General features: G+C 68.2%; 17 protein-coding genes. 6 read left to right on the forward strand and 11 right to left on the reverse strand.

All coding sequences use genetic code 11. The features are described 5' to 3' along the window. The first annotated feature begins 71 nt into the window (after nt 1-71). From AC0CH8_RS07755 to AC0CH8_RS07770, 4 genes are all read left to right on the forward strand, one after another. Nucleotides 72-2,078 (forward strand): protein-disulfide reductase DsbD family protein, encoded by a 2,007-nt coding sequence (locus AC0CH8_RS07755; protein WP_465239381.1) that lies wholly within the window; start codon nt 72-74, stop codon nt 2,076-2,078. 127 nt (nt 2,079-2,205) lie between these two features. Then, nucleotides 2,206-3,711 (forward strand): circularly permuted type 2 ATP-grasp protein, encoded by a 1,506-nt coding sequence (locus AC0CH8_RS07760; RefSeq protein ID WP_465239590.1) that lies wholly within the window; start codon nt 2,206-2,208, stop codon nt 3,709-3,711. Further along, nucleotides 3,711-4,646, forward strand: a complete 936-nt coding sequence (locus AC0CH8_RS07765; protein ID WP_465239382.1) for an alpha-E domain-containing protein — start codon at nt 3,711-3,713, stop codon at nt 4,644-4,646. Before AC0CH8_RS07760 ends, AC0CH8_RS07765 begins: the two co-directional genes overlap by 1 nt. 11 nt (nt 4,647-4,657) lie before the next feature. Then, nucleotides 4,658-5,458 (forward strand): transglutaminase family protein, encoded by an 801-nt coding sequence (locus AC0CH8_RS07770; protein WP_465239383.1) that lies wholly within the window; start codon nt 4,658-4,660, stop codon nt 5,456-5,458. 9 nt (nt 5,459-5,467) lie between these two features. On the opposite strand, the gene AC0CH8_RS07775 is transcribed toward AC0CH8_RS07770, so the two are convergent. Together AC0CH8_RS07775 and AC0CH8_RS07780 are read right to left on the reverse strand one after the other, a co-directional pair. Further along, nucleotides 5,468-5,842, reverse strand: a complete 375-nt coding sequence (locus AC0CH8_RS07775) for a hypothetical protein (RefSeq protein WP_465239384.1) — start codon at nt 5,840-5,842, stop codon at nt 5,468-5,470. After that, on the reverse strand, nt 5,839-6,513 hold the full coding sequence (locus tag AC0CH8_RS07780) for an EI24 domain-containing protein (RefSeq protein WP_465239385.1): 675 nt from the start codon (nt 6,511-6,513) through the stop codon (nt 5,839-5,841). The genes AC0CH8_RS07775 and AC0CH8_RS07780 overlap by 4 nt, the downstream gene beginning before the upstream one ends. 227 nt (nt 6,514-6,740) lie before the next feature. Between AC0CH8_RS07780 and AC0CH8_RS07785 the strand changes: the two genes are divergently transcribed. Further along, nucleotides 6,741-7,739: an adenosine kinase gene (locus AC0CH8_RS07785; protein ID WP_465239386.1), complete on the forward strand. Its 999-nt coding sequence runs from the start codon at nt 6,741-6,743 to the stop codon at nt 7,737-7,739. 184 nt (nt 7,740-7,923) lie between these two features. On the opposite strand, the gene AC0CH8_RS07790 is transcribed toward AC0CH8_RS07785, so the two are convergent. The 9 genes from AC0CH8_RS07790 to hisB form a co-directional block, all read right to left on the reverse strand. Then, the gene (locus AC0CH8_RS07790) at nt 7,924-9,465 is read right to left on the reverse strand and encodes an amino acid permease (RefSeq protein ID WP_465239387.1); all 1,542 of its coding nucleotides are present in this window, start codon (nt 9,463-9,465) and stop codon (nt 7,924-7,926) included. Nucleotides 9,466-9,604: 139 nt separating this feature from the next. Next, nucleotides 9,605-9,982 carry a histidine triad nucleotide-binding protein gene (locus AC0CH8_RS07795; protein ID WP_465239388.1) on the reverse strand — a complete coding sequence of 126 codons (378 nt, stop codon included), beginning with the start codon at nt 9,980-9,982 and terminating at the stop codon, nt 9,605-9,607. Nucleotide 9,983: 1 nt separating this feature from the next. Then, on the reverse strand, nt 9,984-10,292 hold the full coding sequence (locus AC0CH8_RS07800; protein WP_465239389.1) for a phosphoribosyl-ATP diphosphatase: 309 nt from the start codon (nt 10,290-10,292) through the stop codon (nt 9,984-9,986). A gap of 31 nt (nt 10,293-10,323) precedes the next feature. Further along, on the reverse strand, nt 10,324-10,485 hold the full coding sequence (locus tag AC0CH8_RS07805; protein WP_204195995.1) for a hypothetical protein: 162 nt from the start codon (nt 10,483-10,485) through the stop codon (nt 10,324-10,326). A gap of 310 nt (nt 10,486-10,795) precedes the next feature. Then, complete coding sequence (gene hisF / locus AC0CH8_RS07810) at nt 10,796-11,557, reverse strand: imidazole glycerol phosphate synthase subunit HisF (protein ID WP_204195994.1); 762 nt, start codon at nt 11,555-11,557, stop codon at nt 10,796-10,798. Beyond that, a complete protein-coding gene (hisA, locus tag AC0CH8_RS07815; RefSeq protein WP_465239390.1) occupies nt 11,554-12,294 on the reverse strand; it encodes a 1-(5-phosphoribosyl)-5-[(5-phosphoribosylamino)methylideneamino]imidazole-4-carboxamide isomerase in 741 nt (246 codons plus the stop codon). The genes hisF and hisA overlap by 4 nt, the downstream gene beginning before the upstream one ends. Beyond that, complete coding sequence (gene hisH / locus AC0CH8_RS07820; RefSeq protein ID WP_465239391.1) at nt 12,282-12,887, reverse strand: imidazole glycerol phosphate synthase subunit HisH; 606 nt, start codon at nt 12,885-12,887, stop codon at nt 12,282-12,284. Before hisH ends, hisA begins: the two co-directional genes overlap by 13 nt. Continuing rightward, entirely contained in the window at nt 12,884-13,168 is a 285-nt protein-coding gene (locus tag AC0CH8_RS07825) for a YciI family protein (protein ID WP_465239392.1), read from the reverse strand. Before AC0CH8_RS07825 ends, hisH begins: the two co-directional genes overlap by 4 nt. Further along, entirely contained in the window at nt 13,165-13,752 is a 588-nt protein-coding gene (gene hisB, locus AC0CH8_RS07830) for an imidazoleglycerol-phosphate dehydratase HisB (RefSeq protein WP_204195991.1), read from the reverse strand. Before hisB ends, AC0CH8_RS07825 begins: the two co-directional genes overlap by 4 nt. A 74-nt stretch (nt 13,753-13,826) precedes the next feature. On the opposite strand from hisB, the gene AC0CH8_RS07835 reads away from it, so the two are divergent. After that, on the forward strand, nt 13,827-14,312 hold the full coding sequence (locus tag AC0CH8_RS07835; RefSeq protein ID WP_465239393.1) for an SspB family protein: 486 nt from the start codon (nt 13,827-13,829) through the stop codon (nt 14,310-14,312). The last annotated feature ends 49 nt before the right edge of the window (nt 14,313-14,361 follow it).

Genomic DNA, 14,361 nt, shown 5'->3' on the forward strand with positions numbered 1-14,361 from the left:
GGCGACGTAAACTGTAGGGCGCTATGGATCGCCTGTTTCGGCGAGGCAATCGGCGCGAGAACGGAGTCGGCATGAACCGCGTGTTGGTCAGGATGATGACGGTCCTGATGCTGCTGATGCCGACCGGCGTCTGGGCGCAGACGGACAAGCATCTGCCGATGCGGCTCGTCGCGGAGAGTAAAGCGCCGGCCGCGGGATCGCGCGTGGCGCTGGCCATCGTGGCCACGCCGGCCAAGGGCTGGCACGGTTATTGGCAGAACCCGGGCGATGCGGGCTTCGCGACGCAGTTCGCGTGGAGCCTGCCCGCGGGCGTGAAGGCGGGTGCGGTGGCGTATCCGGTGCCGGGGCGGCTGACCGTCGCTGGGCTGATGAACTACGTCTACGAGCGGCCGTTCGCGATGCTGACCACGCTGGACGTGCCGGCCGGACTGGCGGCGGGGACGACGCTGCCCGTGCGGGTGAAGCTGGATTATCTGGTCTGCACGCTCAGCCTGTGCGTGCCAGAGCAACAGGAACTCGCGACGGTTCTGACGGTCGGCGACGGGGCGATCGAACCGGCGGCGCGGACGCAGTTCGACACGTGGCGCCGAGCGCTGCCCCGACCGCTGGGTTCGGCCGCGACGTATAAGGTGGAGGCCGGGCGGCTGCGCCTGTCGGTGCCGTTGCCGGCTTCGGCGAGCGTCGAGCAGGCGTATTTCTACCCGGCCGCGAACGGCATCGTCGATATGGCCGCGCCGCAGGTGGCGACGCGCGACGGCGACCGGCTGGTGATCGAGACGAAGGTGGCGGCGAAGGCCCCGGTTGCGACGATTGCGGGCGTGCTGGCGACTGGTGGCGGGCAGGGATTGCTGCTGACGGCGAAGCCCGGCGTGGTCGGCGCGGCGATGGTGGAAAGCCTATGGACGACCGCCGCGCTGGCGTTCGCGGGCGCGGTGCTCGGTGGCCTGATCCTGAACGTCATGCCCTGCGTCTTCCCGATCCTGAGCCTGAAGGCGCTGAGCCTCGCCAAGGGCGGGGCGAGCGAGCGGCAGGCGCGAGGAGAGGCGCTGGCCTATACTGCGGGTGTCGTGTTGGTGTGCCTCGCGCTGGGGGCGGGGCTGCTGGCGTTGCGTGCGGCGGGGGCGCGGGTCGGCTGGGCGTTCCAGTTGCAGGACCCGCGCGTGATCGGCGTGCTGTTGCTGCTGGTGATGGGTATCGCGCTCAATCTTGCGGGCCTGTTCGAGCTGCCGACGCCGCGCTTTGCGGGCGAAGGCGGCGCTGCGGGCGCGTTCGTCACCGGAGCGTTGGCGGCGTTCGTCGCGACGCCATGCACCGGGCCGTTCATGGGCGCTGCGCTCGGTGCGGCGCTCGTGCTGCCGACGATTGCGGCGCTGCTGGTGTTCGCGGGGCTAGGGCTGGGTATCGCGTTGCCGTTCCTTCTGTTGGGCTTCGTGCCGGCATTGCGGCGACGGCTGCCGAAACCGGGAATGTGGATGGAGCGGCTGCGGCGCGTGCTGTCGATCCCGATGTTCCTGACCGCGCTGGCGCTGGCGTGGATCCTCGGCCGGCAGGCGGGCGTGGACGGCATGACGATCGGGCTGGCGGCGACGTTGCTGGCAGCCGTCGGCCTGTGGTGGACCGGACGGCGGCAACATGCCGGCCGCGAGCGGGCGTGGTGGCCGGCTTGGCCCGCGCTGGCGCTCGCAATCGTGGCGGTCGTGCTCGTCCGCCCCGCGCCGCTGCAGGCGATTGCCGTCGCGAATGCAGGCGAGCGGTTCAGCGAGGCGCGTCTGACTGCACTTCGTGCGCAGAACAAACCCGTGTTCGCCTATTTCACCGCCGACTGGTGCCTGACGTGTAAGGTCAACGAGAAGACCGCGATCGAGACGGACACGGTTCGCGACGCCTTTCGGAAGCGCGGCGTCACGGTACTGGTCGGCGACTGGACAGACGGCGACCCGTCGCTGGGCCGCTTCATCGAAGCGCACAACCGCGCTGGCGTGCCGCTCTACCTGTGGTACGCGCCAGGCGCGGCCGAGCCGACTGTCATGCCGCAGGTGCTGACGACCGGTATCCTCAAGAACATGGCGGGTGGATGACCTTCGCGAGGTCATCGTCACGGACGATTTCAAGCCCGAACGTCGGTTTCTCCGTCCCCCCCTCTTGTGCAGTGCGGCGTTTGCCCGCAGCATGAGCGTTCAACCCGCGTCGGAGGCGTATCGGTATATGGCGAGGGCGTTCGACGAAATCCTGGGGGGCGAGGACGGACCGCCGACGCGGGACGAACTGGCTGCGATCGCCCGCTGGATCGAGACGACCCCGCCCGAGGAACTGCGCCGTCGCCAACGCTCCGCGGAGGCGACGTTCCGGCAGCTTGGCATCACCTTTGCGGTATATGGCGAAAGCGATGCGGCGGAGCGGATCATCCCGTTCGACATCGTGCCGCGCGTGTTCCTGCCCGATGAGTGGACGCGCCTGTCCGAAGGGTTGATCCAGCGCACCGAGGCGATCAACGCCTTTCTGGACGACGTGTACGGAGAGCGCCGCATCCTGAAAGAGGGCGTGCTGCCGGAGGACCTCGTTCTCGGCAATCCGCAGTTCCGGCCGGAGATCGCGGGGATGCGCCCGCCGCACGGTATCTGGGCGCATATCTGCGGCATCGATCTGGTCCGTACGGGCCCCGACGAGTTCTGGGTCCTGGAGGACAATGCCCGCACGCCGTCCGGCGTCAGTTACATGCTGGAGAACCGGGAGGCGATGCTGCGGCTGTGCCCCGAGCTGTTCCGCAATTTCCGCGTTGCCGCAGTCGACAGCTATCCCGATCGCCTGCTCGAGACGATGAAGTCGGTCGCGCCGCTCGGGGTCGCCGCGCCGACCTGCGTCGTGCTGACGCCGGGACACTATAACTCCGCCTATTACGAACACAGTTTCCTCGCCGATTCCATGGGCATCGAACTGGTCGAGGCGGCGGACCTCGTCGTCGACGACGATGTCGTGTGGATGCGGACCATCGCCGGGCGGGTACGGGTCGACGTGATCTATCGCCGGATCGACGACGATTTCCTCGATCCGTTGGTGTTCCGTCCGGACTCGGCGCTGGGCGTGCCGGGGCTGATCGCCGCCTATGCCGCGGGCAACGTTGCGATCATGAACGCGCCCGGCAATGGCATCGCCGACGACAAGGCGATCTATAGCTACATGCCAGAAATCGTCCGCTTCTATTCCGGGGCGGAGCCGAAGCTGCCGAACGTGGAGACGTGGCGCTGCCGCGAGCCGCAGGCGCTGCAATACGTCCTCGACAATCTGGAGAAAGTCGTCGTCAAACTGGTCGACGGATCGGGCGGCTACGGCATGCTGGTCGGCCCGACCGCGTCGAAGGCGGAGGTCGAGGCGTTCCGCGCTGCGCTGATCGCGGAACCGCATCGCTACATCGCGCAGCCGACGCTGGCGCTGTCGACGGTGCCGACGCTGGCGGAGAGCGGGCTTGCGCCGCGGCATGTCGACTTCCGCCCCTTCGTGCTGACCGGCGCGAACATGGTGCAGGTGGTGCCCGGCGGCCTGACCCGCGTGGCGTTGAAGGAAGGTTCGCTGGTCGTGAACTCCAGCCAGGGCGGCGGCACCAAGGACAGTTTCGTGCTGATGGACGATCCGGTGATCGCGCAGTCCCAGGATTTTGGCTTTGGACAGACGCAGACGATGGGCGGCATGACCCAGTCGCAGGGGCCGCTCTGATGCTCAGCCGTACCGCATCGTCGCTCTACTGGCTGGGCCGCTACTTCGAGCGGACCGATTTCATCGCGCGGCTGGTGGAGGCGACGGTGCGGCTCGACGTATTGTCGCCGCGTTCCGCGGGGCAGGCGGCATGGGCGTCGGCGCTGGCGGTGACCGAAACCGACGAGACGTTCGCCGAGCGCGGTGGCGAGGTCCGCCGGCGCGAGGTGGCAAGGTTCCTGACGGTCGACAACAGCCATCCCGGATCGATCGTCCGCTGCCTCGACATGGCGCGCAACAATGCGCGCGCGGTGCGAACCGCGCTGACCCGCGATGCGTGGGCGGCGATCAACCGCGCGTGGCTGACGTTCGAAGCCAAGCCGGCAGCGGACGACCCCAATGCGGTGCTCGATCTGGTCGAAGCGGTAAAGAACGAGACGCGCGGGTTCGAAGGCGCCGTGCATCGAATGCTGCGCAACCAGACGACATGGTTCATTCGGCTGGGGCAGGCGGTGGAGCGCGCCGACAACACGGCTCGGCTGCTCGACGTGAAATACCATATCCTGCTGCCGGCGGGCGAGCGGATCGGCGGTGTCGTCGATCGCGACCAGTGGACGACGATCCTTCAGACGGTATCGGCGGTGACGGCGTATCGCTGGCTCTATTCGGATGGCCTGACGCCGGCCAACGTCATCGACCTGCTGATCGCTCGCGCCGAACTGCCACGTAGTTTGGCGGCGTCGGTGGAGGAAACGGTCGATGTGCTGGGTCTGCTGGCGCGGCGGACGGGTCTGCACGGAGAAGCGGACCGCATGGCGCGGGTGCGGGCGACACGGATGGCGCGGACCCGGTCGGGCGAAATCATTGCCGCGGGGCTGCATCAGTATCTGCAGGCCTTCATTCACGAGAACGCCCTGCTGCATGCCGCGATCGGGCGGCAATTCACCTTCAGCTAGGATAGCGGGCCATGCGGCTGTCGATCGATCATCGCACGGTGTACCGGTTCACCGAACCCCAGGCGCGGCTGGTGCAGATGCTGCGCGTCAATCCTCAGAATTCGCACGACCAGACGGTGGCAAGCTGGCGGATCGATGTCGATCACGATGCGCGGATGCGGGAGGGACGCGACGGCTTTGGTAACGCGGTGACGATGCTCTACGTCGATGGCCCGGTGGAGACGATTGAGATCGCGGTGCAGGGGGAAGTGGTGACCAGCCACTCCGACGGCGTCCTCCACGGCGTTCACGAAACTTTGCCCCCGGCCGTGTTCCAACGCTCGACACCGAAGACGGCTATTGACGAGACGCTGGCGGCATTTGCCCGCGACGCGACCAAGGGCGCCGAACCCCACCGTGCGCTCCACCGTTTGAACGCGACGGTGAAGGAGGGCTTCGCGGTCGAGCGTGGTCGCGGCCAGCCCGGCGTCACCGCCGCCGCGACGATGGTGCGACGCAGCGGCACGGCGCGCGATCTGGCGCACGTCTTCGTTGCCGGCGCTCGATCGCTTGGCATCCCCGCGCGCTATGTCAGCGGCTATCGGCTGGGGGGTGGGGTGCATCGGCCGGCGCCGCATGGGTGGGCGGAAGCCTGGTGTGAAGATATCGGGTGGATCGGGTTCGATCCGTGTACCGGCCTGAGCCCCGAGGACGGCTATGTCCGCGTCGCGATCGGGCTCGATTCGATCAGTGCCGCGCCGGTCGCCGGATCGCGGCTGGGCGAGGGCGAGGAGGAGCTCGACGTCGACGTCACGGTGTTGCGCGAGGAATAACGACGCCCGCTAGCGTGCTTCCTTGCGACGGGTCAGCGCCGCAACGCAGCTTGCGCGGTCGATCGCGCTGCCGTCCGGCTCGCGCGCGTCGAGATACGTGACCTTCGGCTCGGTATTGCCGCTGGGGTAGAGATAGGCATCGAGGATGCAGATGTTGCTGCCGAACTGCAGTTTGCGCGCAGAACCCTCGCGAACGTCGGCGTCCGGATCGCCGAACAACTGCGTCAATCCCGCAGCGCTCTGGCCGAGGACACGCTCCAGTCCGACGCTGGTATAGGGCATCGGTGCTCGCCCCGCGCCGGTCCGTGCGACGGGCGCCGGTGCGGTTGCGCAGGCGGCGAGCGCCAGAGTGAGGCTCAGGGCGGGGATGGGAAGCCGTGTCATGTCTTGTCCCGGTGAAACATATGCGTCGCCATCGCCGCGCCCAACACCGGCGCGACGAACGCCACCACCGGCACGAGGAACAGTGCTGCATCGGCCAGCCCGAGCAGGAAGCGCCGTCCGCGCGTCCGCCGACGCCATTGGATCAGCCCTGCGCGATCGAAGTGACGCGCAGCGACCATGTCGCCCAGATCGCGACCGAGAAGCCAGCCATTCACCAGCAAGAACGCCGCCGCAGTGCCGATGCCCGTGACGAGCAGGACGAGGTAGAGCGGCAGCAGCACGGCATTGACGGCGACGACCCGCCCCGCCGATCGCATCCCCATCGCCGCCGACCGCGCGAACGGCACCGGCCGCGCAGTCGCGAGCGCGGCAGGATAGTGGCGAGCCTCCACCGCCTCCACGACCTCGTCCGCGAACAGCCCGATCACGGCGATGGCGATCGCGCGGAACAGCAGCCACAACGCCAGCCCCAGGATCACGACCGTGGCTGCCGCGGCCATTCCGCCAGCGCCGTCGGCAGACCAGCGCGCGATCAGCGCCCGCACGCCCCACCACGTTGCGACGCCCAGTACTGCGAACACCGCGACCGTCACGGCCATCGACTTGACGAGCACCCGTATGATCCGCGCATCGCCGAGCTGGCCGAGCGAGAGGAAGAACGCGGTGAACATGCTGCCGGGATGACGCCCGGTGGCGATCGGGTCAACGGGGGGTCAACATGGTGAGGATCGTTTACGTGAGATCGCCCTTCTTCTGCGCGCCCCTGCGCGCACGAAGATGCTGTGGGCGCGCAGGCGTCGAGCAGACGGACACGGCGTCGTCGGGTCGACGGCGGGTCGTTGTGGTGGCGGTGTTTCGCCGATAGGGCGGCGGCAGATTTTCCTGGGAGTTTTCCGTCTTGAGCCAGCCCACCTACGATGTCGTCGCAATCGGCAATGCGATCGTCGACATCCTGTCGCAGTCCGATGACGCCTTCCTGACCGATCAGGGCATGACCAAGGGGGCAATGCAGCTGATCTTCTCCCCCGAAGATGCCGACGCGCTGTACGCGAAGATGGGCCCCGGCCGCGAAGTGTCGGGCGGGTCGGCGGCGAACACGCTGGCCGGCATCGCAGCGCTCGGCGGCAAGTGCGCCTTTATCGGTCAGGTCGCCGACGATCAGCTCGGACAGGTGTTCGCGCACGACATCCGCGCCGCCGGCATCCGCTTCGACACGGCGGAGCGCGCCGGCGCGCCGACCACCGGGCGCTGCCTGATCTTCGTGACGCCCGACGGGCAACGGACGATGAATACGTTTCTCGGCGCGTCGCACTTCCTGCCGGAGGCCGCGATCGACCGCGCGCTGATCGCGGATGCCGCGTATCTGTATATCGAAGGCTATCTCTGGGACCCGGAAGAGCCGCGCGCGGCGATGCGGGCGGCGATCGACGTGGCGCGCGGTGCGGGGCGGAAGATCGCGTTCACGCTATCGGCGGAGTTCGTGATCGATCGCTATCGCGCCGATTTCCATGCGCTGATCGACGCCGGCCTGATCGACGTGCTGTTCGCCAACGAGGCGGAGATCATGGCGTTGACCGAGACGAGCGACGTGGATGCCGCCATTGCGGCGGTGCAGGACAAGGTGCCGACGGTGGTCGTGACGCTGGCCGAAAAGGGCGCGTGCGCGATCCGCGGCGGCGAGCGCACGACGGTACCGGCGGTGCCGATCGCGACGGTGGTCGATACGACCGGTGCGGGCGACCTGTTCGCGGCCGGCTTCCTGCACGCGCAGGCGCGTGGTGACGATCTGGAACGGTCACTCAAGCTGGGTGCGCTGTGTGCGGCGGAAATCATCAGCCACTTCGGCGCGCGGCCCCAGGTGGATCTGAAGGCGCTGGCGGCGGAAAAGCTGGGCTGAAGCCGGGTCGCTGTCGCTTCTCCTCTGCAAGGGGGGGGCGCGGAGCGGCGGAGGGTGTTCACGCTGCTGGTGTCACCCCTCCGTCAGTCCTGAGGACTGCCACCTCCCCTTGCAGGGGAGGAGCGGGGCGCACAAAAAAGGCCGGGGGCGACCCCGGCCTTTTTCGTTCATGGCGTTCGCCCGATCAGTGACCGATCACGTCGTCCGTGACCACCTCGACACGACCATGCCCGACATGGCTCGTCCGGTAACCGTAGAGGTAATAGACGACGAGGCCGATCGCGCCCCAGATCACCAGCACCAGCATCGCCGCGGACGGCAGGTTGAAGAACAGGAAGATGCAGCCGACGATCGTCGCCGGTGCGACGAACCACACCGCCGGCGTCCGGAACGAACGGGGGCGATGGCCCTCCTTCTTGCGCAGGATCAGGACCGCGATGGCGACCATCATGAACGCGTAGAGCGTGCCGGCATTGGCGATGTCCGCTAGTGCGCCGACCGGCAGGAACGCCGCCGCGAACGCGACCGCCGCCCCGGTGATGGCGGTGACGACGTGCGGCGTCTTCCACTTCGGATGGACCTTGCTCAGGGCGTTGGGGAGCAGGCCGTCGCGGCTCATCACGAAGAAGATGCGCGTCTGCCCGAACAGCAGCACGAGGATGACCGACGGCAGCGCGACGAACGCCGCGATGCCGAGCATGTTGCCGATCTTGCCGAAACCGATCGTGCGCAGGACATGGGCCAGCGCCTCGTTCGAGCAGACCAGCGCCTGTGCATGCTGAGGCATCGCGCACTGGCGCGCGAGTTCTTCCGAGCCGGCCGGGAAGGGGACCCCGCCCGGACCCATGATCGGCTGGCCGCCGATCGTGCCGATCGCGCCCGCCGCGACGAGGATGTAGAAGACGGTGCAGAACAGCAGCGATCCGATCAGGCCGATCGGGACGTTGCGCTGCGGGTTCTTGGTTTCTTCGGCGGCGGTCGAGACTGCGTCGAAGCCGACATAGGCGAAGAAGATCGTCGCCGCCGCACCGACCGCGCCGACGCCGGTGCCGAAGCCGCCGAATACGCCCGCGGGCAGGAACGGGCTGAATTGCGCGGTGTCGATCTTGCCGAAGGTCAGGAAGATGAAGGCGGTCAGCGCGATGACCTTGATCCCGACGAGGACGGCGTTGACCTTGGCGCTTTCCGACGTGCCGATGATGAGCAGCCACGTCACGAGCAGCGCGATCACGACGGCCGGCAGGTTGATGAATCCGCCCGCGACGCCGCCCAGCGCCAGCGGCCCGGCGCTGAGCCAGACCGGTAGCTGGATGCCGAGGAACTGATTGAGGATCGTGCCGGTGAAATAGCCCGACCAGCCGACCGACACCGCGGAGGCGGCGACGGCGTATTCGAGGACCAGCGCCCACCCGACCGTCCAGGCGAGCAGCTCGCCCATCGTCGAATAGGTGTAGGTGTAGGCGGAGCCGGCGACGGGGATCATCGCGGCGATTTCGGCGTAGCAGAGCGCCGCGACGATGCAGATCGCGCCGGCGATGGCGAAGGCGAGCATCAGGCCCGGACCCGCCTTTTGCGCGCCGGCGGCGGTCAGGACGAAGATGCCGGTGCCGATCACCGAGCCGATACCGAACAGGGTGAGCTGGAACGCGCCGAGCGTGCGGTGGAGAGACTTCCTCTCCGCCGCCGCCAGGATGGCGTCCAGTGGCTTAACGCGCCCGAAAATCATGTACTTACGTCCCCCCAGGGATAAAGGCGGGGCGTCGTTCGCGCCCCATCATGTGCGAAAGGGGAGAGCCTAAAGCCAAATCGGGGACGCGCAATCCTTTAGTGCGGCGAAGCGTGGCTATGGCGTGGGGTGTGCCGGTTCAGCGTGCCAGCATCGGGCCGAGCGGCGCGCCGCCGAACAGGTGGACGTGCAGGTGCGGTACCTCCTGTCCACCATGAGCGCCGATATTGGCGAGCAGGCGGTAGCCCGGCTCGACCAGCCCCTCCGCACGCGCGACCGCGCCGATCGCGCGGACGAAGCCGGCGATTTCCGCCGCCGATCCGCGCGTGCTGAAATCGTCCCACGACACATAGGCGCCGCGCGGGATCACGAGGATATGCGTCGGAGCCTGGGGCGCGATGTCGCGGATGGCGATCGCCCATTCGTCTTCGTAGACGCGGGTCGCGGGGATCTCGCCGCGCAGGATCTTCGCGAAGATATTCTGGTCGTCATAGGGCAGGGTGGCGTCGATCGGCATGTCAGCGGCTCGCCTTCTCGTCATGACCGGACACGCCCTCGCGCCGGGTGAGTTCGGTGCGGATATCGTCCAGCGACAGGCCGGCATCGGCGAGCAGGACGCAGAGGTGGAACATCAGGTCCGCGGCCTCCGGCACGATCGCGCGGGGTTCGTCACCCATCGCGGCGATGACGGTCTCGACCGCCTCCTCGCCCAGTTTCTGCGCGATCTTGCCGCGGCCGCGGGCAAACAGGCTGGCGGTATAGGAACTGCCGGCATCGGCCCCGCGACGGGTGGCGATGGTGGCTTCGAGGCGGGCGAACGCGTCCATACCCGCGCCGTGGCTGAGGACAGTTGTCGGGTCAATCCCGCGGGGTCGTCGATCCAAAACGGCGACGCAGCGCACGGCGGACGATCCAGACGCCGAGGCAGGCGCAGGCGAACAGCGCGATGTCGGAGAGCGCCGGGCCGGTGCGGGGATGGACGATGCCGGTGTGGCCGGACGGGACCTGGGTCGAGGGCATCGCTGTGGGGTAGGGGACGGGCGTTGCGATCGGGTTAGCGGTTCGCTTGCGGAGAGGGTCCGCCCGACGCTTTTCTGAGGGAGATCGTTACAACGAACTCAGGCGCCCGTGGGCAAGCCATCACCCCGGCGAAGGCCGGGGTCCAGCTGGGAAGCGTTCTCCGTCGATTAACGTCGACATCCTAACTGGGCCCCGGCCTCCGCCGGGGTGGCAGAAGAGGTTTGCGACGATTCCTCACCGGGACAAGGCGAGGTGCCGGTCGGGCATGTGCTCCCCTTACTCGCGTGAAAAGACGCTCCATCGACGCGCCTCAGTGCGACCGGACCGGTACCCCCGCCTTCGCCAGCGCGGCGTGGGCGTCCGCGACGCTCGCCTCGCCGAAATGGAAGATCGATGCGGCCAGCACGGCGGATGCGTGGCCTTCGACGATCCCGGCGACGAGGTCGTCCAGCCCGCCGACGCCGCCCGATGCGACGACCGGTACGCTCGTCCGATCGGCGATCGCGCGGATCAGGTCGAGGTCGTAACCGGACCGCGTGCCGTCCCGGTCCATCGAGGTCACGAGCAACTCGCCCGCGCCGAGGTCCGCCAGCCGCAGCGCGTGTTCGACGGCGTCGATGCCGGTCGGGCGACGGCCACCGTGGGTGAACACCTCCCAGCCACCCTCCACCCGGCGCGCATCGATGCTCGCGACGCAGCATTGGCTGCCGAAACGCTCGGCGATGTCGGCGACGACTTCCGGGCGGGCGACGGCGGCGGAATTGACCGCGACCTTGTCCGCGCCCGCCAGCAGCAGGGCGCGCGCGTCCTCCGCCGTCCGCACGCCGCCGCCGACGGTCAGCGGCATGAAGCACACCGCCGCGGTGCGGCTGACCACATCGAGGATCGTGCCGCGCGCCTCGTGGCTGGCGGTGATGTCGAGGAAGCAGAGTTCGTCCGCCCCGGCGGCGTCATAGGCGCGCGCCTGCTCCACCGGATCGCCGGCGTCGCGGAGTTCGACGAAGTTCACGCCCTTGACGACGCGGCCCTGGGCGACGTCGAGACAGGGGATGACGCGCGCGCGGACGGTCATGCGGCGGCGGCGGCCACCGCGAACGCCGCGGCCAGATCGAGTCGCCCGTCGTACAGCGCGCGACCGGTAATCACGCCCTCGATCCCGTCCTTCGCATGCAGCGACAGGACGTGAATGTCAGAGATGCCGGCAACGCCGCCGCTGGCAATGACCGGGATCGCGACCGCGCGGGCGAGGTCGACGGTCGCTTCGATGTTGCAGCCCTTCAGCAGACCGTCGCGGCCGACATCGGTGAACAGCAGCGCCGCGACGCCGGCATCCTCGAACCGGCGCGCGAGGTCGACGGCGCTGGTCGTGGACACGTCGGCCCAACCCTTGGTCGCGACCATGCCGTCGCGCGCATCGACCGCGACGACGATGCCGCCGGGGAAATCCCCTGCCACGCCGCGGACGAACTCCGGGTCCTCCAGCGCGGCCGTGCCGATCACCACGCGCGACACGCCGAGGTCGAACCAGCGCTCGACGCTGTCACGGTTGCGGATGCCGCCGCCGAGCTGGACGTGGCCGGGAAAGCGCTCGACGATCGCGCGCACCGCGTCGCCATTGACCGACGCGCCCGCGAACGCGCCGTCGAGGTCGACGACGTGCAGAAACTGTGCACCCTGATCGGCGAAGATCATCGCCTGTGCGGCGGGGTCGTCGCCATAGACGGTGGCGCGGTTCATATCGCCCTCCGCGAGGCGGACGACCTGCCCGTTCTTCAGGTCGATGGCGGGGAAGACGATTAAGGGCGCCATGCGAGGAATCTCGTGAGGAGGGAGAGGCCGTAGGACTGGCTCTTCTCCGGATGGAACTGCACGCCGAGCAGCGTGTCGCGGCCGATCGCGGCGGTGACGGGGCCGGCGTGGTCGGTGGTGGCGATCACGTCGTCGCCTTCGAACGCGAAGCTGTGGAGGAAATACGCCTCGCCCGGCTGCACCAGCGGATGCTCGGCGAGCGGGACGACGTCGTTCCAGCCCATGTGCGGGACCTTCGCCTCCATCGTCGCGGGTTCCAGCCGGCGGACGCGGCCGGGAATCCAGCCGAGGCCGGGATGGGTGCCCATCTCCTCGCCGGCATCGGCCATCAGCTGCATGCCGACACAGACGCCGAGGAACGGCGTCCCCTCGGTGCGGGCGCGGCGGTCCATCGCCTCGACCATCCCGTCGATGCCGCGCAACGCCGCCGAACACGCGCCGAACGCGCCGACGCCGGGCAGGACGATGCGGTCGGCGCGGGCGACCACGTCCGGGTCGGCGGTGATCGTCAGGTCCTCGCATCCGGCCGCGCGCAGGGCGTTGGCGACCGAATGGAGGTTGCCCGCGCCGTAATCGATCAGCGCCAGCGTCATCCCTTCAGCGCTTCAAGTCCCGGCGCGACCACCGACGTCGCGACCTCGGTGAAGCTGTATTCGGCGAGGCCGTGGATCGCGAACGGATCGGTCTTCGCCCACGCCTCGACCGCGTCCCGCTCGCCGCGGCAGAGGAACATGCCGCCGGTCAGCGGCACCTGACGCCCGGCCGCCAGCAGCATCCCCGCCCCGACGCCGGCATGGAGCCAGTCGAGGTGCGCGGCGCGGTGCGCGTCGATCGTTTCGGTCGGGACGACGTAATGGAGCAGGACGAGGATCATAGGGTGCCTTTCGTCGAGGGAATGGCGTCGCTCTTGCGCGGGTCGATCTCGATCGCCTTGCGCAGCGCACGGGCGAGGCCCTTGAACGCGCTTTCGGCGATGTGGTGATTGTTCTCGCCGTGCAGCGTTTCGACGTGGAGCGTGATGCCGGCCGCCTGCGCGAAGCTGTGGAACCAGTGCTGGAACATCTCCGTGTCCATCTCGCCGAGACGTTTCTGGCTGAACTCCGTCTTCCAGACGAGCCACGGCCGGCCGGAGATATCGAGCGCGACGCGGGTCAGCGTCTCGTCCATCGGGCTGAGCGCGTCGCCGTAGCGGACGATCCCGCGCTTGTCGCCGAGCGCCTTCGCCACCGCCTCGCCGATCGCGATGCCGGTATCCTCGACCGTGTGGTGCTGGTCGATGTGCAGGTCGCCCTTGGTGCGGACATGCAGGTCGATCAGCGAATGGCGCGACAATTGTTCGAGCATATGGTCGAAGAAACCGACGCCGGTGTCGATGTCGTAGAGGCCGGTGCCGTCGAGATCGACGGTGACGGCGATCTTCGTCTCGCTGGTGTCGCGGGTGATCGTGGCGGTACGCATGGCCGCATCCCTTAACGAGCGCGCGAGGCGATGCAATCTTGACGGCAGGGAAGGTGGACGCCTACCCAAGCGCCATGACCGATGGCCTTCCAGACAGCCTGATCCCTTACGACGAGATCGTCCAGGAGGCTTTGCGCGCCGTGGTCGGCCGCGTGCTCGGATCGGTGCAGGAAGCCGGAGCGCTGCCCGGCGAGCATCATTTCTACATCACCTTCAAGACGCAGGGGCCGGGTGTCGACATCCCGAAGCGGCTGATCGAACGGTTTCCGGACGAGATGACGATCGTCCTCCAGAACCGGTATTGGGACCTGATCGTCGACGACGAGCGGTTCTCGGTCGGGTTGAGCTTCAACCAGGTGCCGTCGAAGCTGGTGATTCCGTATTCGGCGATCACCGGGTTCCACGACCCGGCGGTGAACTTCGAGCTGCGCTTTCAGGCGCTGGAGGGGCCGGACGACGGCCCCGAGGCACATGACGCGGCGGAGAATGACGGCCCGGTCGCCACGCCGGTCGAGGACGGGTCGAACGTCGTCAGCGTGGACTTCAAGCGGAAGAAGTGACGCCGTAGGAGCGGGGCAGGGCATCCGGCGTCGCTTCCCCGATGGTCCT

The organism is Sphingomonas sp. AC435, assembly GCF_979253005.1.